Annotated in this window: 21 protein-coding genes; 5 read left to right on the forward strand and 16 right to left on the reverse strand. The window is 49.6% G+C overall.

All coding sequences use genetic code 11. The annotated features are described in order from the left end of the window. Positions 1-33 precede the first annotated feature (33 nt). Positions 34-756 (forward strand): peptidase, encoded by a 723-nt coding sequence (locus tag BMW93_RS18375; protein WP_090379453.1) that lies wholly within the window; start codon positions 34-36, stop codon positions 754-756. 43 nt (positions 757-799) lie between these two features. Here BMW93_RS18375 and BMW93_RS18380 read toward each other — a convergent pair whose 3' ends face one another. From BMW93_RS18380 to pdxA, 7 genes are all read right to left on the reverse strand, one after another. After that, on the reverse strand, positions 800-2,182 hold the full coding sequence (locus BMW93_RS18380; protein WP_090379456.1) for a M28 family peptidase: 1,383 nt from the start codon (positions 2,180-2,182) through the stop codon (positions 800-802). A gap of 76 nt (positions 2,183-2,258) precedes the next feature. Next, on the reverse strand, positions 2,259-4,580 hold the full coding sequence (locus BMW93_RS18385) for an RND family transporter (RefSeq protein WP_090379459.1): 2,322 nt from the start codon (positions 4,578-4,580) through the stop codon (positions 2,259-2,261). Positions 4,581-4,651: 71 nt separating this feature from the next. Continuing rightward, positions 4,652-5,836 (reverse strand): SAM-dependent methyltransferase, encoded by a 1,185-nt coding sequence (locus BMW93_RS18390; RefSeq protein ID WP_090379461.1) that lies wholly within the window; start codon positions 5,834-5,836, stop codon positions 4,652-4,654. 72 nt (positions 5,837-5,908) lie between these two features. After that, positions 5,909-7,711: a sensor histidine kinase gene (locus tag BMW93_RS18395; protein WP_090379464.1), complete on the reverse strand. Its 1,803-nt coding sequence runs from the start codon at positions 7,709-7,711 to the stop codon at positions 5,909-5,911. Between the two features lie 70 nt (positions 7,712-7,781). Beyond that, entirely contained in the window at positions 7,782-8,405 is a 624-nt protein-coding gene (locus BMW93_RS18400; RefSeq protein ID WP_090379467.1) for a DNA-3-methyladenine glycosylase, read from the reverse strand. Then, positions 8,405-9,292 (reverse strand): YicC/YloC family endoribonuclease, encoded by an 888-nt coding sequence (locus tag BMW93_RS18405; RefSeq protein ID WP_090379470.1) that lies wholly within the window; start codon positions 9,290-9,292, stop codon positions 8,405-8,407. Before BMW93_RS18405 ends, BMW93_RS18400 begins: the two co-directional genes overlap by 1 nt. A gap of 147 nt (positions 9,293-9,439) precedes the next feature. After that, positions 9,440-10,546 carry a 4-hydroxythreonine-4-phosphate dehydrogenase PdxA gene (gene pdxA, locus BMW93_RS18410; protein ID WP_090379473.1) on the reverse strand — a complete coding sequence of 369 codons (1,107 nt, stop codon included), beginning with the start codon at positions 10,544-10,546 and terminating at the stop codon, positions 9,440-9,442. Between the two features lie 8 nt (positions 10,547-10,554). Between pdxA and BMW93_RS18415 the strand changes: the two genes are divergently transcribed. Continuing rightward, a complete protein-coding gene (locus BMW93_RS18415; RefSeq protein ID WP_090379477.1) occupies positions 10,555-11,568 on the forward strand; it encodes a 2-hydroxyacid dehydrogenase in 1,014 nt (337 codons plus the stop codon). A gap of 60 nt (positions 11,569-11,628) precedes the next feature. On the opposite strand, the gene BMW93_RS18420 is transcribed toward BMW93_RS18415, so the two are convergent. From BMW93_RS18420 to BMW93_RS18445, 6 genes are read right to left on the reverse strand one after another with little or no spacing between them, the layout of a single operon-like run. After that, the gene (locus BMW93_RS18420) at positions 11,629-12,195 is read right to left on the reverse strand and encodes a 50S ribosomal protein L25/general stress protein Ctc (RefSeq protein ID WP_090379480.1); all 567 of its coding nucleotides are present in this window, start codon (positions 12,193-12,195) and stop codon (positions 11,629-11,631) included. A 35-nt stretch (positions 12,196-12,230) separates the two neighbouring features. Next, positions 12,231-13,175, reverse strand: a complete 945-nt coding sequence (locus BMW93_RS18425) for a ribose-phosphate pyrophosphokinase (RefSeq protein WP_090379483.1) — start codon at positions 13,173-13,175, stop codon at positions 12,231-12,233. Positions 13,176-13,217: 42 nt separating this feature from the next. Next, entirely contained in the window at positions 13,218-13,793 is a 576-nt protein-coding gene (locus BMW93_RS18430; protein WP_229240573.1) for a phosphatase PAP2 family protein, read from the reverse strand. Beyond that, entirely contained in the window at positions 13,790-14,767 is a 978-nt protein-coding gene (gene trpS / locus BMW93_RS18435) for a tryptophan--tRNA ligase (protein WP_090379486.1), read from the reverse strand. The genes BMW93_RS18430 and trpS overlap by 4 nt, the downstream gene beginning before the upstream one ends. 16 nt (positions 14,768-14,783) lie before the next feature. After that, the gene (locus BMW93_RS36300; protein ID WP_177194121.1) at positions 14,784-15,077 is read right to left on the reverse strand and encodes a type II toxin-antitoxin system RelE/ParE family toxin; all 294 of its coding nucleotides are present in this window, start codon (positions 15,075-15,077) and stop codon (positions 14,784-14,786) included. Continuing rightward, a complete protein-coding gene (locus BMW93_RS18445) occupies positions 15,074-15,295 on the reverse strand; it encodes a hypothetical protein (protein ID WP_090379493.1) in 222 nt (73 codons plus the stop codon). The genes BMW93_RS36300 and BMW93_RS18445 overlap by 4 nt, the downstream gene beginning before the upstream one ends. 116 nt (positions 15,296-15,411) lie before the next feature. Here BMW93_RS18445 and BMW93_RS18450 point away from each other — a divergent pair, with 116 nt between their 5' ends. The 3 genes from BMW93_RS18450 to trxA all read left to right on the forward strand — a co-directional run bounded on the left by BMW93_RS18450 (position 15,412) and on the right by trxA (position 20,201). Beyond that, entirely contained in the window at positions 15,412-16,083 is a 672-nt protein-coding gene (locus BMW93_RS18450; protein WP_090379496.1) for a DUF2461 domain-containing protein, read from the forward strand. Between the two features lie 49 nt (positions 16,084-16,132). After that, on the forward strand, positions 16,133-19,783 hold the full coding sequence (dnaE, locus tag BMW93_RS18455; RefSeq protein ID WP_090379499.1) for a DNA polymerase III subunit alpha: 3,651 nt from the start codon (positions 16,133-16,135) through the stop codon (positions 19,781-19,783). Positions 19,784-19,868: 85 nt separating this feature from the next. Continuing rightward, positions 19,869-20,201 (forward strand): thioredoxin, encoded by a 333-nt coding sequence (trxA, locus tag BMW93_RS18460; RefSeq protein WP_090157505.1) that lies wholly within the window; start codon positions 19,869-19,871, stop codon positions 20,199-20,201. Between the two features lie 91 nt (positions 20,202-20,292). Here trxA and BMW93_RS18465 read toward each other — a convergent pair whose 3' ends face one another. The 3 genes from BMW93_RS18465 to BMW93_RS18475 all read right to left on the reverse strand — a co-directional run bounded on the left by BMW93_RS18465 (position 20,293) and on the right by BMW93_RS18475 (position 22,619). Further along, positions 20,293-20,985, reverse strand: coding sequence for a hypothetical protein (locus tag BMW93_RS18465; RefSeq protein ID WP_229240574.1), 693 nt, complete (start codon positions 20,983-20,985; stop codon positions 20,293-20,295). 154 nt (positions 20,986-21,139) lie between these two features. Further along, positions 21,140-21,736, reverse strand: coding sequence for a Crp/Fnr family transcriptional regulator (locus tag BMW93_RS18470; RefSeq protein ID WP_090379502.1), 597 nt, complete (start codon positions 21,734-21,736; stop codon positions 21,140-21,142). Beyond that, entirely contained in the window at positions 21,729-22,619 is an 891-nt protein-coding gene (locus BMW93_RS18475) for an aldose 1-epimerase family protein (RefSeq protein WP_090379505.1), read from the reverse strand. Before BMW93_RS18475 ends, BMW93_RS18470 begins: the two co-directional genes overlap by 8 nt. Positions 22,620-22,624 lie beyond the last annotated feature (5 nt).

Below are 22,624 nucleotides of genomic sequence, written 5' to 3' on the forward strand. Positions count from 1 at the left end.
TGGTATTTTTGGGCTGGTACAAAGTGTAGAAAAATGACTTATTGCTTAGGAATAAAAGTAAAAGAGGGCCTCGTTGCCCTGGCCGACACGCGCATCACCGCAGGCACCAATACGACAACGAAAAAGAAAATGTACGTAACCCAGCAGGATAACTATTCGATGTTCATCATGACCAGCGGGTTGCGATCTGTACGCGACAAGGCAGTACATTATTTTGAAGACCTGATTAGCGAAGGCGTCGTTTACAATAAGCTTTACAAGGCGGTAAACGCATTTGGCGAGCAAATCAAACGGGTGGCGGAGGAAGATAAAGCGAGCCTCGAAAGGGCCGGCCTTAAATTCAATCTGAACACCATCGTGGGTGGCCAGCTGAAAGACGACAAGGACCATAAACTGTTCCTGCTCTATTCGGAAGGTAACTGGGTGGAGCTCGACGAAGGTTCGCCTTATGTGATCATCGGCAATTCCGGTCAGGGAAAAGCCATATTGAACCGCGTACTGAACGAAAACTCGACCATGAAGCAGGCGCTGAAAGCAGGTTTTTTGTCATTCGACTCCACGCGCGTGAGCAATAATGACGTAGACTTTCCGATCGATGTGGTGTTATACAAAAAGGACAGTTTCGCCATAGCCGAACACCGCTACGAGCAGAAGGATATGGAAGAAATATCGAGGATATGGGCCGAAAAGCTCAAACAAGCCCTCGACGACATCCCGGAAGAATGGATGGAAAAAACTTTCGAAAAAATGGAATAGGTAAGGGGACCAAAAGTCCCCTTACTCTCCGAAAAGGGATGGCCTAAAAGCCATATTTGTCGATAAGGTACAGCATCGAAGCCATAGCGGCAGCCCCCAGTTCCAATTCCCGCTTGCTGACAGCCTCAAATTTATCATTAGCGGCATGGTGGTAGTCAAAATACCGCTGTGTATCCGGCATCAGCCCGAGCAGCACGGTTCCCTGTTGCGCCAGCGGCCCGATATCCGCGCCGCCGCCGCCCGGTCCGAGCTCATGCACACCATAGGCCGCAAACAGCTTTCCCCATTCCTGGATTTTAGCCTTCTGCGCTGCCGTACCCACAATCCCGAAACCGCGCGGCGAAAACCCGCCGTGATCCGATTCAATAGCCGCGATATGCGTTTCCTTCCTCGATTTAGCAGAATCCGCATAGGTAACACCGCCCTTCATGCCATTCTCCTCATTCATAAACATCACCGCCCGCAGCGTATTGTTAGGCTGGTAACCCAATGCTTTTAGAATGCGGACAGCCTCGATGGCCTGCACGCAACCGGAGCCATCGTCATGCGCGCCCTCCGCGAAGTCCCACGAATCGAGGTGACCGCCGACGGCAATGTATTTGGCCGGATTTGTTTTTCCTTTCAACTCGCCAACCACGTTATGGGAGGGAGCGTCGGGGAGCGTCTCGCAACTTTGCTCGAAATAGAATTCTGTTTCAGGATTGGCCTGTAATGCTTTGCTGAGCAGTTCCGCACCATTGGTACTGATGGCCGCTGCCGGGATCATGGGTGCACCGCTCGCGTAGCGCATGCTGCCTGTGTGCGGGAAATCGTCCGATCGCGTCGTCATCGAGCGGGTAATGGAGCCTATGGCGCCCAATTTCGCCGCCTCGCTCGCGCCTGCGGCGCGTTGCTCTACCGCACCGGCGTAGGCTTCGAAAGTATTGATTTTGGTCGGGTCCATCGGCCGGTTGAAAAACACGATTTTACCTTTCACTTTTTCGGTACCCAGGTCGCGGAGCTGCTGGAAGCTCTTCACCTCGATCACTTTCGCCTTGATACCGCCTTTCGGCGTGGCAATGGAACCTCCTAATGCCGCAATGGTTACCTCTGTTTTCTGTTTACCATGGATGATCTGCGCCTTCTCCTTCGCGCCGCGTATCCAATGCGGGACTATCACATTTTGCAGGAACACATTGTCGAAATGCTCGCCTTCCATCACCGATTTGGTATACGCAACTGCCTTCGAAGCGCCGTCCGAGCCGCTCAGCCGCGGTCCGACCTGCTGGGTGAGGTGTCGCAGCCATTCGTAGGATTTCCCTTCTCCGAGGGCAGTATCGTAGATTTTGCGGATAAAGACAGAGTCGGCCTGGAAGTCGGATTGGGCCGAAACAGGAAGCGCCATCCCTGTAATGGCAAGGGACAGCGCTGTAAAGAGTTTTTTCATCGAGTGACAGGAGTTTATGAGTTTAAAGTAAACATAGGTAAACTTTGGACTCAAACTCATAAACATTAAACTCCATTTAGCTCGGTTTCACATTTTTTCCCTGCCGCTTGGCAATTGAAAGCAATAATGCGGGTAAAAGGATCAGGTTGGTACACATCGCCACCAGCAAGGTAATCGATACCATCACCCCCATGGCAGCCGTACCGCCGAAGCTGGACGCCGAGAAGATCGAAAATCCGCAAAAAAGGATCACCGCCGTGTAAATCATACTCAGACCCGTACCGAAAATAGATGCCGTCACCGCTTTCGAAGGCGTCAGGCCTTTTTTGTACAGCTCCTCGCGGTAGCGCGTCAGGAAGTAAACCGTTCCGTCCGAGGCAATACCGAAAGTAATGCTGAAAATCAGAATGGTCGTCGGTTTGAAATAAATATCGAAATAACCCATAATACCGGCCGTCAACGCGAGCGGGATGAGGCAGGGCAGTTTCGAAAGCAGGATAATGGGGATGGAACGGAAAAGCGCCATACCCACGATCGCGATCAGGACGATCGCAATCAAAAGGCTCTCGTATAGATTGCTGAGCAAATAATCGTTGCTTTTGAGGAACACGAGGCTGTGGCCGGTGAGGCTCACTTTGTATTGTTCAGGGCTGAAAATCGAATCTACTTTCGGGCGGATGCGGCTCATGAGTTCCTTAATGCGCTCCGAACCGACGTCGGCCATCTGGAAACTGACCCTGGTAACGCTCTTGTCTTCGTTGACGAATGAGGTCAGTTGCTTGGCAGCGCCCTGCTGGCTTTGCACGTACTGCGTCATTTTGTTCAGCTCCAATACGCCGGGCAATGCATAATATTTCGAATCGCCGCCCCGGTAGCCCTGGTAGAGGAATTTCGAAGCCTCCACGATGGAAACAGGTTTGGAGAATTCCGGAAACTTGGACATTTCGTTTTGAAATGCCTTGATTTTATAGAGCGTCTTGGCCTGGTCGGCAAAAATACCGTTCGGCTTTTTGGTATTGATCATCACTTCGAAAGGCAGCACGCCATTGAAGTTCTTCTCAAAAAAACGGAGATCGGTATAAACGACATCCTTTTTGGGCAGATCGTCCACCACATAACCGATCGTCTGGATCTTCGTCATACCAAATGCGGAGACGACAATCATGATCACCATCACGATGTAAATCTCTTTCCTGCGGTTATGCACGAGGTTGTTCACCATCCTCAGGAACCCGAACGCCCATTTTCCTTCAAGGTGTTTCAAATGGCGGGGCTTAGGTGTGCTCATGTAATGCAAGGTAATGGGGAGCAGCACGAGGCAAAGCACATAAGTGACCATCACGCTGATCGCCGCAACCACGCCGAATTCCACGAGCAAAATGCTATTTGTGAAATAAAACACCCCGAAACCGATGGCCGTCGTCATGTTCGCAAGGAATGTCGATAGCCCGATCTGCCGGATCATTTCACGCAATGCCTCGTCCTTGTTGTTATGCAGCACGAGCTCAGCCTGGTATTTGTTAATCAGGAACACGCAGTTGGGAACGCCGATAACGATGAGCAGGGGAGGGATGAGGCCGGTTAATGCGGTGATTTTGTAGTTAAATAAATGCAATATCCCCACTGAAAACACCACGCCGATCAATACCACTATAATGGAGAGCAAAGTAAGCCGGAACGACCTGAAAAATGCCCAGAGAATGAGCAGCGTCACAAATACGGCCAGTCCCATGAAAAGCTCCATTTCGCCGGAGATCTTCTTCATATTCACCGTCCGGATGTAAGGCATCCCGGAATAATGCAGATCGGTATTGTATTTGGTGGCGAAGGTTTCCGCCATTTTTTCGATATCGTCGACGATTGTCAGGCGGCGTTTGGAGTTGAGCTCCTTATCGTTGAAGGTGATGACAATGAGCGTCGCATTGGTTTTGCTGTTAAGTACCAGCCCTTCGTAGATAGGCAGGTTGGCAATTTCTTTCTTAATGCTGTCGGTTTCGGCCTGGGTATTGGGAATATCGCGGATAACCGGGGAGAAATCGAAGCGGGTGAGGCTGTCGTTGCGGGTAATCTTGTATACATTCGCCAGCGAAAGCACAGTTTTGATCCCCTCGGTCTCTTTAATTTGCTGGGAGAGTTTACACCAGTCGCGGAATTTGTTGAGCTCGAAAAGTTGCGGGTCCTGCCAGCCGATCACCATCACGCTGCCGTCTTCACCGAAAAGCTTGCGGAAGTCCTGGTATTCTTTCTCTACGGGGTCGTTGGAGGGCAGGATACGTGCGAAATTGTAGGAGAGTTCAATTTTGCTGGCTTCATAGGCCATGAAGACCGTCGATACTAACACTAATGCAACCCACAAAAGCCGGTAGCGGATGATGTAAGCTGCTATTTTATTCCACATAATCGATTATTGAGTTCACAAAAAGTTGCAAATATAGCTATTAGGACGGGAAAAGGGGCATTTTTGAGGCTTCAAATGCCCGTCAATCTTTCAAGGTGATGGTATTCAATGCCAAAGAACCGCTTGGCTTCCCGGATCTTTTCGAGCGCCGCAGCCTGCGATTTTTCGCTCTTGTTACCCTTGGTTCCCACGATCAGCACGTTTTTGGGCGTGTGCGCATCGGAAATGAATTCGAAGACCTTCGTTTTGTAGCCGAAATATTCCAATACCAGCGCGCGGATTCCATCGGTTACCATTTCCGCCTGTCTTTCCAGGAAAATACCGTGCCGGGTCAGGAAGCTGACGTCGTTTTCCGCCTTATGCTGCTCGATTTGTCTGCGGATTTGTTTATGACAGCAGGGCGCGACTACAATTAAATCTGACTCTGCCTGAATGCCTTTGAAAATGGCGTCGTCGGTAGCGGTATCGCAGGCGTGCAGCGCGATGAGGATGTTAGTGCCGGTGGCATCGAATTGGTCAATGGTGCCTTCCCGGAACGACAAACCTCCGAACCCTGCATTTTGGGCGATTTGGTTGCATAAGGTCACGAGGTCTTCGCGGAACTCGATACCGGTCACTTCCGGGGCGAGATTCAATACATTTTTGAGGTAATCGTACAGTGCAAATGTGAGGTAACCCTTGCCCGATCCCATATCCGCGACTTTTACGGCATTCCCCGGATTGATTTCGCGGATCAGGCTGCTCAGAATGTCGATGTAATGGTTGATCTGCCGGAATTTGTCCTGCGCATTATGGAAGACGTTGCCCTGCTGGTCGGTGATTTTCAGGTCGAACAGGTAGCCCTTGTTATCGGGTGAAATGAGCCGGTTTTTGTTCTTGTCGTGACTCAAAGACGGCGTATCGCGGTTTGCGACAGCCTTTTTTTTCAGGGTCGTCTTGCCGCTGGGGTGTGTTTCAAAAAGAATATCCGAATCGGTCGTCTGCAAAGTGGCCACGCGGAAATCGCTTCCCAGCCATTGTCCCAACAGTTCGGTAACCTCTTCGAACGTGTGATTTTTAGTAATGTCCCGCGTTTTGTGCCGGTAGGTAAGGCTCAGTCGCGGCTCTTTTTTGATGAGGACTTTTTTGATGTAGATATTTTTCAGGCTTTCATCGGTCCCGTGGTAGTTTCCGAGCGAGAGTTTTACAAAGGAGCCGTTGTGCAGGCTGTTTTGGCTCTCGGTAATGAATTCCTGAGCTTTTTCGGTAATATTCATGAGGGTGCTTCAATCTTTTCTATAAGAGGTAACGACCAAATGTGCCGTTACAGTCTCGATGAGCGGGAATAATCACTTGATGATCACTTTCGGGATCTCGATTTCGACGCGGATGCCGTTCTGTGCCTCGCTGTGAATCTGTATTTTACCGTGCAGACTTTCCACGCGGCTTTTGATATTTCTCAGGCCGACTCCCTGCCGGTCGGGATCGATCATCCCGCTGCCGTTATCACTTACCACGAGGACGATCGTTTTGACATTTTCGGTCAGGTCAACTACCGCTTCGGACGCACCGGAGTGTTTGATAATGTTGTTGGTCAATTCCAGCACAATGCTGTACAGCTCAAACTCGATCTTGTTGTTGAGCCGGTTATTCATTCCCTTCTGGTTGAAAAGGAATGCGATATTCTTGTTTTCGTTCAATTTACTGATCAGCCGGTGTAGCGCCATACTCAGCCCGTGTTCTTCCAGCTCTGCCGGCATCAGGTTGTGTGAAAGGCTCCTGACCTCCTTGTAAGCCGCGCCTACCATCTGATGCACGCTTTCGTAGATCTTCTGTTCTTCCGCGGAAAGTACTTTTTTATCGATCCCGTATAAATACCAGTTTAGCGATGCCAGTGTTCCGCCGAGGTGGTCGTGCAGCTCCGCGGCGACGCGTTTCCGCTCGATCGTTTGCCCTTCGATCATAGCCGCCTGGATTTCTGCATTTTTCCTGCGGAGCTTTTTGTTGTTGAACCAAAGGAAGATCGCGAACAAGATCACGAGACAGGAAAAGCCGATCAGGACCTGTTGTACGGTACGCTGCTCGTTGATAATTTTCTGCTGGATTTCGGAGTCCATCAGCTTGTTGTCGTACATGAGCTGGTACATGGTGTACTGCCTCTTGATCGTTTCGTCGTGGATCATACGGCGCGTGTAGTTGACGGCCTGGCTGTAATCCAGGGCCACATCATGCATTCCCTTGGCCTTGTAGGCGCGGGAGAGCGTTACCAGCGCCCAGTTGGTCTGCTGGGTCGAATGGTAAATTTTGGAATAGGCCAACGCGCGCAGCCCCGCTTCGATGGACTTATCGTACTTTTTCTGGTAATAATAGGTATTACCCAGGTCGTTCAGGCAGTTCAGCTCGCCGTACCGGTTCTGGATCTTGCGGAATAGTGCAATGCTCTGTAAAAAATACTTTTCGGACTCTGCGTAATTGCCGGTTCGCACATACATGTACCCGATGCTCTGGAGGACGACAGCACGTCCCCAGTCGGAGTTCATTTTGTCGAACATTTTATAGGACTGATCATAAAGCTTTTTCGCGATATCATACTTGCTTTTTTCGCGGTAGCAATTTCCCAGGTTTTCGATGCTCAATGCGAGCGAACTGTCGGCTTTCAATTGGGTGAAAATCTGCACGGCGTGCTCGTAATTGATCCGCGAAGAGTCCCATTGGCGGTACTCGGAGTAGCTCTCGCCCAGGAAACGTTTGCCGTGGGCGGTGAACATCGGCAGGTTCAGTTGGTTCGAAAGGGTGATCGTTTCATTGGATAGCTCCCTGAGAACGTCGTAGCTGCCGTCCAGCAAGTAGTAGGTACTCAGTACGTTGTAGGCAAGCAGCTTGCCTTTTCCCCATTGGTGTTTCTGTGCAAGCCTCAGTACGTGTTTGGAATAAAACATCGACTTTTCAGCATCCTGAAACAGGTATTCGGAAGCAAGCTTGTGGTATTTGTAGATAAGCACCGTGTCTTCCGCAAAGCCCTCCTGCGGCTTGGCTTCCACCACTTCGGCATTTCTGCTTGCGGCATTTCCCTGGCCGGTGGATGTGCATTGGCTAAAAGAAAGAATGCATCCTAACGAGAAGAGGAGAATTAGTTTGTAGAATTCATTCATATAGCACTGATCTATTGATAGTTAGGTGCGTAGTGGGTTGTCGAAGGCTGGACTAATAAGGCGTGATTAGTTAACCTTTACTTACAAAAATATTGTCTTTTATGTAATATCTGTAAGGAAGCTCGCGGCCTACATTAATACCTACGCGCGGACCGGCGATAACCGTCTCGGCTGCTGCTACTTGCGGGCGAACGTATAATGCGTCACCGGAGAGTAAAGTACCATTGTGCAGATCGCGCTCGATGCCCATGGCCTGCACCAGCTTGCCCGGGCCCCGGCAAAGTTCTTTCAATGCGACCTTGCCAGCCGATGAAGTAATTTGTGTTTTTCCCGGCCGCAGAAGCCTCCGCATCTCCATGAGCTCGATGCCCGCCGTGGGCTGTAATGCACGGATCAACACCGCTTCGCCGATACCTTCCGCATTGCTCACGATATTAAAGCATTGGTACATGCCGTAAATGAGGTACACATACACTGTGCCGGCGAAGCCGAACATCGGCTCGGTACGTGCCGTGCGGCGGTTGAATGCGTGGCACGCGGGATCGTCCTGCAAGTAGGCCTCCGTTTCGACGATAATGCCGCTCGTGAGGCCATCCGGGCTTTCGTGCACCAGCTCGCAGCCCAGTAGTTTCTGAGCGAGCGTGCGGGTATCGTATTGCGAGAAAAAGGAAAGAGGGAGTTGCTCTCCGGGCATCAGATAATGTTCATCGTTTGCTCTTTGATCTTTTCGAGCTCGTCCTTCATTTGTACTACCAAATGCTGGATCGTAGCGTCGTTGGCTTTCGAGCCGATGGTGTTGATTTCCCGGCCGATTTCCTGCGCGATGAAATTGAGCTTCTTGCCGTTGCTTTCGGAAGCTTTCATCGTTTCGGTGAAGTAGGTAAGGTGGTTGGCCAAACGGATTTTCTCCTCCGAAATATCGAATTTTTCGACATAATAGATCAGCTCCTGCTCGAAACGGTTCGGGTCGAAGTTATCGTCGGTCAGCAATTCCCTTACCTGCTTTTCAAGGCGTTCGCGGACGGCCGGAATGCGGGTTTTGTCCTGTTCCGCCACCTGATTGAGCAGGTTCTGAATGGTATCGATGTATTCGGCGAATTTATCGGCTGTCATACGGCCTTCCTGCTCGCGGAAAACGGAGCATTTGCGCAACGCTTCCAGTACGGCCACCTTGATCTGCGCCCAGTCGTCCTCTTTGCTGCTGTCCTCCACCGTTTCATTGTTGTAGGCATTCGGCAACTGCAATGCGATGCGAAAGAGCTCGGTGAAATCCGGCATGAAACCCAGGTCGGTAGCGGTTTGCGACAAATCCTGATAATAGGCGCCCACCAACTGTCTGTTTACCGAAGTAGAGGCGACTGTCTTGCCCACGGGCTGGACAGTCAGTGTAAATTCAACCTTGCCGCGTTCGAGCGACTGGGTAATGAGGTTACGGATTTCGATCTCCCTTTCGGAGTAATTACGCGGTATGCGGCAGTAAATATCCAGGAATTTGGAATTCAATGTCTTGATTTCCACCGTGACATTGATCGATTCGGATTCGATGTTGGATACACCGTATCCGGTCATTGATTTTAACATAAGGATGTGCGTTGGTTCCGGTGTGGAACAGGTTAATTTATTTTTTGACCATGGACGATGAAACATCGGCCATGATATTGCTTAATCGTGCCATGGTTTACGGTCTATGGTCGGTTGTCGAAGACAACCCATGGTCGGCCGTCAGGCCTAGTTGAACCGTTGCTTCCCGCCCGACTTGGCCGGGTGCTGGCTTTCGGATGGTTGTGGCTTCGAGACCAATGCATTCTTCTCCATATCGGCGTTGAAAATGCGGAACCTCGATATATCACAGGCCAGGTACAGCGCTTGGAGCAAAGAGCCGGGTTCTGCGATGTTTTTGCCGGCAATATTGTACGCTGTGCCGTGGTCGGGTGAGGTGCGCACGGCCGAAAGTCCGGCGGTAAAGTTTACGCCTTCGTTGAATGCCAGTGTTTTAAATGGAATCAGGCCCTGGTCGTGGTACATAGCAAGTACGGCGTCGTATTGGCGGTAAGTACCTGCCGCAAAGAAGCCGTCGGCCGGGAAGGGGCCTACTACCAGGTGGCCTTTTTCCTTAAATTGCTTGATCACCGGCTGGATGATTTCGATTTCCTCCGATCCGAGCAAACCGTTCTCGCCCGCGTGAGGGTTCAGGCCCAGCACAGCCAGTTTAGGTTTTTTTATACCAAAATCCCCTTTCAACGACTGCAAAATCTGCTCGATCTTGGCCGAGAGTTTTTCCGCGGTAATATGCTCCTTCACATTTTGCAGGGGCATATGGCCGGTGAGCACGCCCACGCGCAGGTCGCCCGCGACCATGAACATCAGCGCGTCGTCCTTGCCGAATGCTTCCGCGAGGAATTCGGTGTGGCCGGGGAATTTGAAATCTTCGTTCTGGATATTATCCTTGTTGATAGGGCCGGTGACGAGCGCCTGGATTTTTCCTTCTTTGAGGTCTTCCACAGCACGCTTCAACGAGGCAAATGAGCCCTGTCCGGCTTCCGCGGTGATCTTTCCGGGTTGTATTTCTGTCTGATGGTCGTGCCAGCAGGTGATTACATTGGTCAGTTTATGGTTGACCTGCTCGACTTTCTGGATACCGTGCAGGTTCCAGTCTTTCATTTCAAGCAGGTTGCGGTATTGGTTCAGTACTCTCAGGGAGCCGTAGATGATTGGTGTGCACAATTTTGATAACTGGTTCCCCTCTAATGCTTTAAGGATTACTTCCGGGCCAATGCCGTTATAATCGCCTATTGTGACCCCGATAACCGGCTTATCACTCTGTTGTTCGCTCATGTAGGTAAATGCTGTTCTATGTGTTCTCCTGCGTAATTCTGTATTACTTTTGCCGAACGGTTCAACCGGCAAGTTACAAAAAATCCCGTGCTACTATGAAAATCCTGATCGCAGACTCCATGCATAACTCATTATTCGAGATGCTGGAAGAGCAAAAGTGGGAATACGATTACCATCCTGAATACAAAAGAGAAGACATAAAGAACGCATTGCCCGGTTACGACGGGCTCATGATCCGAAGCAAGACCTTCCTCGACCGTGAAATGCTTGAAAATGCCCGGAATCTGCGCTTCATCGCACGAGCGGGCGCGGGCTTGGACCTGATCGACCTGGAAGTGGCGAAGGAACTGAGTATCGAGGTATTTCATGCCGGTACCGGCAACCGCGATGCCGTTGCGGAACAGGCATTAGGCATGCTGCTGGCACTTTTCAACAATATACTCCGCGCCGACCAACAGGTTCGAAACGGTATCTGGGACCGCGAAGGCAATAGGGGAGTGGAACTGATGGGCAAAACCGTCGGCCTGATCGGCTATGGCAACAATGGCTCGGCTACTGCGAAGAGACTGAGCGGTTTCGGCTGCAAAGTGCTTGCGTATGACAAGTACCGTGACCATTACGGCGATGCATTCGCTACGGAATCGACGATCGAAGAAATCCAGCGAGAAGCCGACGTTCTGAGCCTGCACATTCCGCTGACCGACATTACCCGTTACCTGGTAAATGAAGAATTTATCAGCGCTTTTGCCAAGCCATTTTATTTATTGAATTTATCCAGAGGTGAAGTGGTGAAATTAAAGGCGGTTACCGAAGCATTGGAAAGCGGTAAAATCAAAGGCGCCTGCCTGGATGTACTTGAAAATGAGAAGATCGGGAAACTGACGGCGGAACAGCAGGAAGTGTTTGACTATTTGACAGCATCGAACCGTGTGGTGCTTACACCGCACATTGGCGGCTGGACACACGAGAGTTACGTCCGGATCAATAAGGTTTTGGTAGAACAAATACTAAACTGGCTATAAACAAATATGCCGACCAATGGTCGGCACGTTTGCATCTATTAGCCATGAAAAATAAAATACTTACTTGCCAAGTGTACCGCGAAGCGCACGTGGGATTTCAACTGATGCGATCGGATTACTTGCCGCTGTCAATATAACAAAATTTTCAGCTTTGAGTGCACCAACCTTCACAGATTTTCCTAAATCCAGTTCAGTTACATCAACATTTACATAGTCAGGGATATTATCCGCAAGACCCTGTACGCGCAATTTACGCAATTTTTGGTTCATTTTACCACCTTTCATTACCCCGCTGGATGTACCTGTCAATTTAATAGGTACTTCAACTTTAATTTCTTTTCCGGGTACGATCTGAAGAAAATCCGCGTGGATTAGCGCATCGTTGACCGGGTGGTATTGTGTTTCCTGAAGAACGGCATTGTACAAAGTACCTTCGATATTCAGTGTAACGTTAAAAATATCCGGTGTGAAAAGCAATTCACGGAACAACATTGTCGGTGCATAGAAATGCACTTGTTCGTTACCTCCGTACAGCACAGATGGAACATAACCCTGAGCGCGCAAGTTTTGTGATTCCACCTTGCCGAGATTCGCTCTTTTAAACCCTACAATCTCAAGACTTTTCATAAGAATTTTTATAATAAAGTTAAATAAAAGAAAATTTACTGAGAATTTATAAACAATGAACTAATAGATTCGTGATCGCGGATCCGACCTATTGCCTTTGCAAAAATTTCTGCAACAGACAGCACGCGGATTTTTTCATTCTGTTGCTTAAGAGGGATTGTATCTGTTACAATCAGCTCTTCCAGCACCGAGTTGGCAATATTTTCATGCGCCTTGCCAGACATGATCGCGTGTGTGCTGATCGCCCGCACAGACGACGCACCTTTTTCCATGATAATCTCGGCTGCCTTGCAAAGCGTACCTCCCGTATCGATCAGGTCGTCTACCAGCACTACATCCATCCCCTCCACATCTCCGATCACCTGCATGCTCGCGATTTCGTTGGCGCGTTTCCGGTGCTTGTCACAAAGGATCATGTCCGCGTTCAGGAACTTGGCAAAATTCCGTGCACGTGCGGCGCCGCCTACGTCGGGCGATGCGATCAGAAGATTTTTGAGGTTCAGGGATTTGATATAAGGAACAAAAATCGAGGTTCCTTCGAGGTGGTCGACAGGCAGGTCTAGAAAGCCCTGGATCTGTCCGGCGTGTAAGTCTATGGTCATCACGCGGTCAACTCCCACTGCCGTGAGGAGGTTCGCAACGACTTTCGCTGCGATAGCCACGCGTGGCTTGTCTTTTCTGTCTTGTCTGGCGTAGCCGAAATAGGGGATCACCACCGTCACATAATGCGCCGAAGCACGACGGGCCGCATCCACCATCAGCAGCAACTCCATCAGGTTATCGGCCGGAGGGAACGTAGATTGGATGAGAAAAACATCGCAACCCCTGATCGACTCCTCGAAACTTGGCGACAACTCACCGTCGCTGAATTTGCGCAACGTGTAGCCTCCCAGTTCCTTACCATAATACCTGGCAATGTCTTTGGCCAAATATTCGGACTGACTCCCCGAAAATATTTTTACTGTATTGAATGAACCCATGGCCAAACTAAAATTTGCGCAAAATTAAATAAAACCAGTTAATTAAGATAGTATCTTTTTAAAAAAAATATAATAAAGCTGCACAACGCAGTACCCGACGAGCAGTCCGACCAGCGCTCCGACCAGGATATCGAGCGGGTAATGCACCCCTACATATACCCGGCTATAAGCGTATACGAGCGCCCAGAGGAACAAAAACGCCATTTGAGGTATTTTGCTTCGCAGCAAGCTGAACCACGCTGTCGCCAATGCAAAACTGGTGGACGCGTGCGACGACGCAAAGCCGTAAAGACCCCCACAATCCGTCACGTGGTGCATGACCGTCGTGATTGTCGGGTCGTGGCAGGGCCTTAACCTCAGGAAATAGGGTTTCATGAATCCCGAGGTAACTTTGTCGGCCACAGCAACGGCCAGTACCACGGTAATCACGATCAATCCGCCCTTTTTCCAGCCTTCCGCCCTGATTGTCAATGCGATCAGCAGCATGTAAAGCGGTATCCAGGTGAATTTATAGGTAATGCAGTACATGACCGTGTCGAGCCAGGGCGTGTGCAGGCCGTTGAGCCATAAAAACAGCTCCTGGTCGATGCGGACTATGCTTTGTACCGCCTCCGTCATGAACTGAAACCGAGTACTTTTCTCACTTTACCGATCGTATCCTGCGCAATTTCCCGGGCTTTGGCTTCGCCTGCGTCCAGAATGCCTTCCAGCTCTTCGGTATTTTCCATATAATAATTGAAAATGCGACGTGGCTCAGCGAACACTTCCAGGAAGCATTCAAAAAGTGCCTGTTTGGCGTGCCCGTAGCCGTAACCGCCGTTCAGGTAGTTCTGGCGCATCGTCTCAACGTCGGTTTCACTCGCTACCAGGCTGTAAAGCTGGAATGTGATGTCGTTGTCCGGATCTTTGGGTTCTTCGAGTTGCTTCGAGTCGGAAAGGATCTTTTTCGTGATCTTTTTCAACTCGTTTTCCGGGAGGAAAATATCAATGTAATTATGGTACGACTTGCTCATTTTCTGTCCGTCGAGGCCGGGAATCGTCATAATGCGCTCGTCTATCTGTGGCTCGGGAAGTACCAGGATTTCCTCGCCTGCCAGGATGTTGAAGCGGTTGGCAATGTCTTTGGACATTTCCAGATGCTGCTTCTGGTCCTTGCCTACCGGGATGATATTGGCATTATAAAGCAGAATATCAGCCGCTTGCAAAACAGGATAGGTGAAAAGCCCCGCATTCACATCCGCCAACTTCTCCGATTTGTCTTTGAATGAAGTCGCATTGGCCAGCATCGGGAACGGCGTGAAGCAATTGAGGTACCAGGCGAGTTCTGTATGCTCCTGCACCCGCGATTGCCGCCAGAATACATTCTTTTGGTAATCGAATCCGAATGCGAGCCAGGTAGCGGCAATCGCGCGGACGTATTCGCCGCGTTCTTCGCCATTTTTCAGCGTCGTGAGCGAATGGAGGTCGGCAATGAAGAAAAAAGATTCGTTCTGAGGATTTTTAGAGAGTTCGATCGCAGGTTTGATGGCTCCCAGGATGTTACCCAGGTGAGGTCGCCCGCTGCTTTGAATGCCTGTTAGGATTCTGGCCATTTATTACTATTGATACTTAGTTACTTGATGTTGGTTTGCGGCGATTGTCCCAAAAGGCAATTAGATCGATGTGTTCTTCCTTTACCTTGTACAATAGTGAGCATTGTTTGGTAATGAACCCTTTACGCACGCCTGGCCTCATTCGTGAAGCCTCGTACATCAAAGGAAATGCCGCTATTTGTTTTAGTGCATCCTTTGTTTTTCGGATGAATTTCCTGATCTGCCTTTCAGACCAATTACTTTCCAAGTGTGCGATTATGTCGGTAAAGCTTTCCACTGCTTCTGCCGTCCAGTGTATGGGTAAACTCACAGATATTTACTGAATTTTTTCATCACTTCCTCGTGAGGGATAGTCTCACCTGCCGCTGATTGTTTCAAACCGCGGTCTACGCTATCTTTCACATGATCAGGAAGTTCATCCCAAAAATCAGTGTATTCGAGCTTTTTCTGGATTTTTTCCCAATCCTTCATGGAGATATAAACACCAGTTCTTTCTCCCTTCTCATTCGACAAATACTGCACATTCATAGCTATCAACAGGTTAGCGTTTTCCGGTAAGCATTAGCCTTTTCTTAATCCCAAAATTCGTTAAATTGAACCAGAAAACGTAGTAAATTTGAATTTTATACCTTCACCAACGCGACATGGATTCTAAAACGCTGCACTTTCTCAGTCAATTAGCCGAAAACAATAACAGGGAGTGGTTTCAGGAAAATAAGAAACTTTATGAGGCCGCGAAGGCGGATATGGAGAAGCTGGTCGGGTACCTGATCACCGAGGTAGGGAAGTTCGAGGACCTCGGAAATATACAAGTTAAGGATTGCATGCTGCGCATTTACCGGGATGTCCGGTTCTCGAAAAATAAAGACCCGTACAAGAAAAATCTGGCCGCGGGCATCGGTCCGGGCGGGAAGAGTTCGGGGAAAATTGATTATTACCTGCAAGTTCAGCCAGGGGACCAGACGTTCCTCGGTGGCGGGATGTGGGAGGTGACCACAGAACAACTTGCCCGCTTCCGCCAGGAGATTGACTACAATGCCGACGAGCTGAAGACGATCATTCACGAAAAGGAATTTTATGACTATTTTCCTGAAATTCACGGCGAAAGCCTGAAAACAGTGCCGAAAGGATATTCCAAAGATCACCCGGAAATAGCGCTGCTGAAACGCAAACAACTTTTCTTCATGCATCGATATACCGATAAACAGGTGGCTTCCAAAGACTTCGGTGACCAGGTTTTGAAAGGCATTCAATTGCTGAAACCCTTTACCGATTATATGAATTATGTATTGTACGAAGAGGCGGAAGAGCATTGACCCGACCCGGATCTGACAAGGCTGCCATACCCATTACAACCCATTTAATATGCAATTTTCACATTTGCACTGTCACACACAGTTCTCGCTGCTCGACGGTGCTGCCGATATCAAAAAGCTTTTCAAAAAGGCCAAGGAGGACAATATGCCCGCCGTCGCCATCACCGACCATGGTAATATGTTCGGGGTGTTCGAGTTTGTGGCCGAGGGGAACAAGCAGGGTATCAAACCGATCGTCGGTTGCGAGTTTTATGTGGTGGAGGACCGGCATGTGCGGCAGTTTACCAAAGACAAAAAGGATGTCCGCTTTCACCAGTTGCTGCTTGCAAAAGATGAAATTGGCTACAAAAACCTCGTGAAAATGTGCTCGCTGGGCTTCATGGAGGGGATGTACGGTAAATATCCCCGGATCGACAAGGAGCTGATCGTGAAATATCATCAGGGATTGATCGCCACGACGTGTTGCATTGGTGCGATGGTCCCGAAAACAATCATTCGCCAGGGCGAAGAGGCCGCGGAAAAGGAATTCCGGTGGTGGTTGGATCTGTTCGGAGACGATTTTTACGTGGAATTGCAGCGTCACGATATTCGTGATCAATATATTGTGAATGAGGTGCTTATCAAGTTCGCGAGAAAATATAATGTCAAGATCATTTGCTCGAACGACTCGCATTATGTGGATCGCGACGACTGGAATGCACATGATATCCTGCTATGTATTAATACGGGAGATAAGCAAAGTACCCCTTCGGCCAAGGATTTTGACGATGACAAGGGTATTCCGAAAGGCTCCCGCTTCGCATTTTACAACGACCAGTTTTATTTCAAAAAAACCAGCGAAATGCTGGAACTGTTCAACGACCTGCCCGAGTCGCTGGACAACACCAATGAGATCGTAGATAAAATTAAAACACTCGATCTCCGGAAAGACATCCTGCTGCCCAACTTTCCGATTCCCGACGAGTTCAAGACGCATACGCTGTCGGAAATGGTGGGGAAAAAGGAGCTTACCGCCGATGTGCTGAACCAGTGGGAATACCTGCGGCACCTTACATTCGAGGGCGCACGCAGGAAATATGAAGTGGTAACGCCGGAAATCGAGGAGCGGCTCAACTTTGAGCTGCAAACGATCCGGAACATGGGTTTCCCGGGTTACTTCCTGATTGTGGCGGACTTTATCGATGCGGGGCGCAAAATGGGCGTCTTCATCGGTCCGGGACGTGGTTCGGCCGCGGGTTCCGCGGTGGCGTATGCGATCGGGATCACGAATATCGACCCGGTTAAGTACGACCTTCTTTTTGAGCGTTTCCTCAATCCCGACCGTATCTCCATGCCCGATATCGATACCGACTTCGACGACGACGGCCGTCAGAAGGTGATCGATTATGTGGTGAAAAAATATGGCTACAACCAGGTTGCGCAGATCGTGACTTATGGTACCATGGCCGCCAAGTCGGCGATCAAGGACGTGGCGCGGGTGATGGATCTTCCGCTGCCCGACGCGAACATGCTTGCGAAGCTCGTGCCCGATAAGCCTACCTATAATATGACACTGAACCGCATTTTCACGGCGCCGTTAGAAGGGGAGGGCAGCCTCATGAAAAAAGAAGGCATTTCGCCCGACGAATTGGAAAATGTGAAGCGGATGCGCTCGATTGCATTGGGTAATGACTTGCAAGCGAGTGTTTTACAGGAGGCGCGCCGATTGGAAGGCACCGTAAGGAACACCGGTATCCACGCGGCCGGTATCATTATCGCACCGAGCGATCTGACGGAAATTATCCCGGTGAGTACGTCCAAAGACTCCGACTTTTTGATTACCCAATACCAGGGAAAAATCATCGAAGACGCCGGGGTAATTAAGATGGACTTTTTGGGGCTTCGAAACCTTTCGATCATTAAGGAGGCCCTTAGGATGATCAAGAACAACCACGGGGTAGATATTGTGATCGACGATGTACCGCTTGACGACCCCAAGGTTTTCGAATTGTTCCAACGGGGAGAGACCAACGCGATATTCCAGTTCGAATCCGACGGGATGAAGAAGTACATGCGCGACCTCATTCCTGACCGTTTCGAGCACTTGATCGCGATGAACGCATTGTACCGGCCAGGGCCGATCGCGTACATTCCTAACTTCATCCGCCGGAAGAACGGGCAGGAAGAAGTAACCTACGATTTGCCTGAACTGGAAGAATACCTGGCTGATACTTACGGTATTACGGTGTACCAGGAGCAGGTAATGCTTTTGTCGCAGAAGCTGGCCGGCTTTACGAAAGGCCAGGCGGATACGCTGCGGAAAGCGATGGGTAAGAAGCAGATCGAAACGCTGAACAAACTCAAAGGCGACTTCATGAAAGGCGGCACTGAAAAAGGCCTCGACGCGAAGAAGCTCGAAAAAATATGGACCGACTGGGAGGCATTCGCGTCCTACGCATTTAATAAGTCCCACTCGACTTGCTATGCATTCGTGGCTTACCAGACGGCCTATCTGAAAGCGCATTACCAGTCGGAGTACATGGCGGCGGTATTGACCAGCTCGCTGGGAAGTATTGACAAGATCACGTTCTTCCTCGAAGAATGTAAAAACCTCGGCATTACCGTTTTGGGTCCAGATATTAATGAATCGGAGCGCCAGTTTGGTGTGAACAAGAAAAAGGAGATACGTTTTGGTCTCGCGGGTGTGAAAGGAAGCGGCGACGCTGCGGTGGAATCGATCATCGAAGAGCGCACGAACAACGGGCCATTTAAGGATGTTTTCGACTTTATGACGAGGGTGAACCTTCGGACAGTCAATAAAAAGACATTGGAGAGCCTCGCGTACGCCGGCGCATTCGACTGTTTCCCCGAATATCACCGGGCTCAGTATTTTGCTGTCGAGGCGGGGGAAACGGGTACCTTCATCGAAAAACTGATACGCTACGCGAACAATTACCATGCGGAGAAATCGTCGGCGCAGGCGTCGCTTTTCGGGATGCTGGGCGATAGTGGCTCTACGCTTGCGAAACCCAAAGCTGCCGACGTCGGCGAATGGGACGATCTGGCCAAACTTCGTTACGAGCAGGAGGTGGTAGGTTTCTACATTTCGGGCCACCCGCTGGATACATTCCGGACCGAGCTGGACAATTTCTGTTCGTGCACGGTCGATAAAGTGCTGGAAATCCATGAGGGCGAACGTACGCCGCGGTATTATGGCAAGGAAATCAATGTGGCGGGCATTGTTACGAGCGCCCAGGAAAGGATGTCGAAAAACGGCAGCCTTTTTATGATCTTCAAAATTGAGGATTACCAGGGCGCCATGGAAATGCTGATCGGCGGTGAGGACTACATCAGGTTTAAAAACTACCTCCAAGTCGGCCAGTTCCTGTACATCAAAGGCAAAGTGCAGAACCGCTGGAAGCAGGAAGACCAGTTTGAATTCAAAATTTCGCAGATACAGCTCCTGCCGGAGATCATGGAAAAAATGTGCCGGAAAATCAGAATCAACCTTACGCTGGATCAGATCGACGCGCAGTTCATTCACGTGCTCAATGAAACCTTCGGAAGTTATCCCGGCGGTTGCCAGGTGAGCATGACGGTGAAGGACCCGGAGAGCCATCTGGAAGTCGAAATGTTGTCGCGCGGTTACCGCGTAGCGCCTAGTAATGAGCTGTTTAAGGTGCTAAGAGGTTCCCTGGGCGTGAAATTCTTTTTAAACTGATTTGTATTGAATTAAATGAGGAACTTTTAGATAGTAATATTCCTTATTAACCCAGATTGATAAATAACATTTAGACACTTAAAACATGGGAAAAGCACTTGAAATTACCGATAGCACCTTCGACGAACTGATCCAGGGCGATAAGCCAGTACTGGTTGATTTCTGGGCAGAGTGGTGTGGGCCTTGTAAGATGATCGGTCCGGTTGTAGAGCAACTCGCCGGTGAATATGATGGCAAGGCGGTTATCGGTAAAATGGATGTGGATATGAACTCTTCGGTACCTGCAAAATTCGGTATCCGTAGTATCCCTACGCTGATGATCTTCAAAGGCGGCCAACTGGTAGATAAAGTAGTAGGCGTTGTTCCCAAAACAACCCTGGAAGATAAATTGAATGCGCAGATCGAAGCGACAGTTTGATAGTCGCCGATTAGCGAAAGAGTTTAAAGCCCCGGTGACGGGGCTTTTTTTGTGGATCAAGCGGCGCAAATGGCCGGCCAAAATCCGCTGTTCACCCTGAATCCCGCAAGGATGTAACATTGCTGCCAGCCAATTTCAATATCGCCGCAACATGCGAGAACAGCACCGCGGGGACAATAAATGCGGGCAGCAAAACAAATGGCGCTTTCAACAAACCGGTATTCGGTTGGTCGAAAGCAAATTGCTGAAACGGAGTCGGCGCTGAGAGTATGGCGCGGACCACGATGTTGAGGAGCAAACCCAGGCACGCCGCATTCCAAATCAACAATCCCTTGTGGCCGATAATGCCTCTGCGGTAGCCGATCCAAAGTAATGGCGCCGTAATGCCCGAAAGAATATCCGGATTACTGCCTTCAAACGTCATTAGTCGGGGGATTTCTCCCATTCGAAAGAGAAAAAGCAATGCAAGTTCGACGGCTATTCGGACGGTATGAAGTAATGTCAGATACTTTAAAGAACTGTTTTCAATGAGGGTTCTGCGTTGGAAAACCGCCAGATAGAGGATGAAAAGTACAGGAGGTATAATGGCTAATGCAAAGTGCGGAGGCAGACTGGTGGTATCCAGGTAAAATCCTTTGGCACTCAATGCAATTTGCACCGGCATCCAGACCAATGCTAAAAACCACATGAATTTCGGAGCGCGGGTAGCCTGGTAAAGCATTATCCACGTCGCCACGACAATGGCGATGAAGAATGCGGGGAGGAATGTTGGAAGGTTGTTCATGGCATTTGATCGATTTTCAGGCAAATAAAATCAATCGATTGGCGAAGAATCTTGCCAAATGGCAACTAATGATCTCACGGCAATGCCCGACCTTCCTGACTACAAATGCCAACTTCTGACAAACCCCGACCGACAATGCTTCCGATGCACCGCGCTACTTCCCGGAAATCTCCTTCCTGATCCGGCTAAGAGACGTGTCCGTAATGCCGAGGTAGGTCGCAATGGTGCGCAATGGCGCGTGCTGGAAAATGTCCGGGCTGGTTTGCAGCAGTTGCAAATAGCGGGCTTCCGCAGTTTCCGTAATGGTCGACAGCATGCGGGATTTAAGGTTGGAGAATCCGTTCACCAGAATGCTTCTGCCGAATTCGCGAAACTCGGGCAATGCGTGAAAGAGCTCGTTGAGGGTTGCGTACGTGATCGCGATGCCTGTGCAGGGCGTGAGCGCTTGTATGTTTTCGCGCGAGGGAATGCGGTGGAAGAAGGACGCTATTTCAAAAACGACCTGCTGCGGGCCGTGAAAGCTGGTAGTAATGTCGTTGCCGTCGGGATCGGTGGCAAACGATCGCATATAGCCTTCGGTCAGGAAAACGTATTCGTTTGATACTGAGCCCTCTTTGAGTAGAAAATCGCCTTTGCCGAAACGGACGGTGTAAAAACGCCCGGCAATATCCGACGCGGTTTTCATGGGCATCGGATATGCTTTGGTGATAAAATCGACGAGTTTCTCCCGCTCCGGCGTCAAGCTATTCATTAATCTCAATCTTAAAACTCGCCTCGAACGTCCCGCCCGCTTCCAGTTTCAGAATGCCTTCTTTCGTTTCAAAGTTTTGATCCGAATCGTCGCTATCGGCAATACCCAGCCACGGTTCGATGCAGACGAAATGGTTTTTGGGATTGCCGCCGGCTTTTGCCCAAATGCCTAAATAAGGAAAGTCTTTGTAATAAACAGTGATTACCTGCCCCGATCTGGTGCTTCGAAGGCTTACTTGTTTTGAAATCAAATGCTTGAAAATCAATGCGTCATTATCGAACAGGTGGCCATTCAAATGCAGCACGTTGGTATGTTCCAGAACGGGTTTGGTAGTGTTGCCTACGAGCCCGCTTTTTTCCAAAATCCAGGTCGAGTCGTTTTCAATGGCTTCGAATTCGAGATAGTAATCCTCATAAACTTCATCTTCGTGCAACGGGCATTTGAATGCAGGGTGGCCGCCGAGGGAAAAAAGCATTTCCGAGCCGCCGTGGTTGATCACTTTATGGTCGATGACTACCTTCTTACCATCCAGGCGGTAAGTGATCTGAAACTCAAATTGAAAAGGATAAATAGCAAGCGTTTCTTCGCTGTATTTTAGTGTAAATGTAAGACTATCAGCTGTTTGACTTGTTAGTTTTACATTCGCATTGTTACGCACCATGCCATGCCGGGGTACCGCATATTCACCGCCTTTATACTTCACAAAGCCATTCTTGATAGCCCCGATCACCGGGAACAGCACAGGTGCATAGCTGGCCCAAACGGCCGGATCGGCATTCCAGAGAAAGTCTTTGCCGGTTACGGTCGACTGGATCTGGCAGAGCTCGGCGCCGGTTTCTTGCACAGAAATCTTTAAATGGTCGTTTTGAATGGAATAGTTCATATTGT

It is taken from the genome of Dyadobacter sp. SG02 (assembly GCF_900109045.1).
Classification (GTDB): domain Bacteria; phylum Bacteroidota; class Bacteroidia; order Cytophagales; family Spirosomataceae; genus Dyadobacter.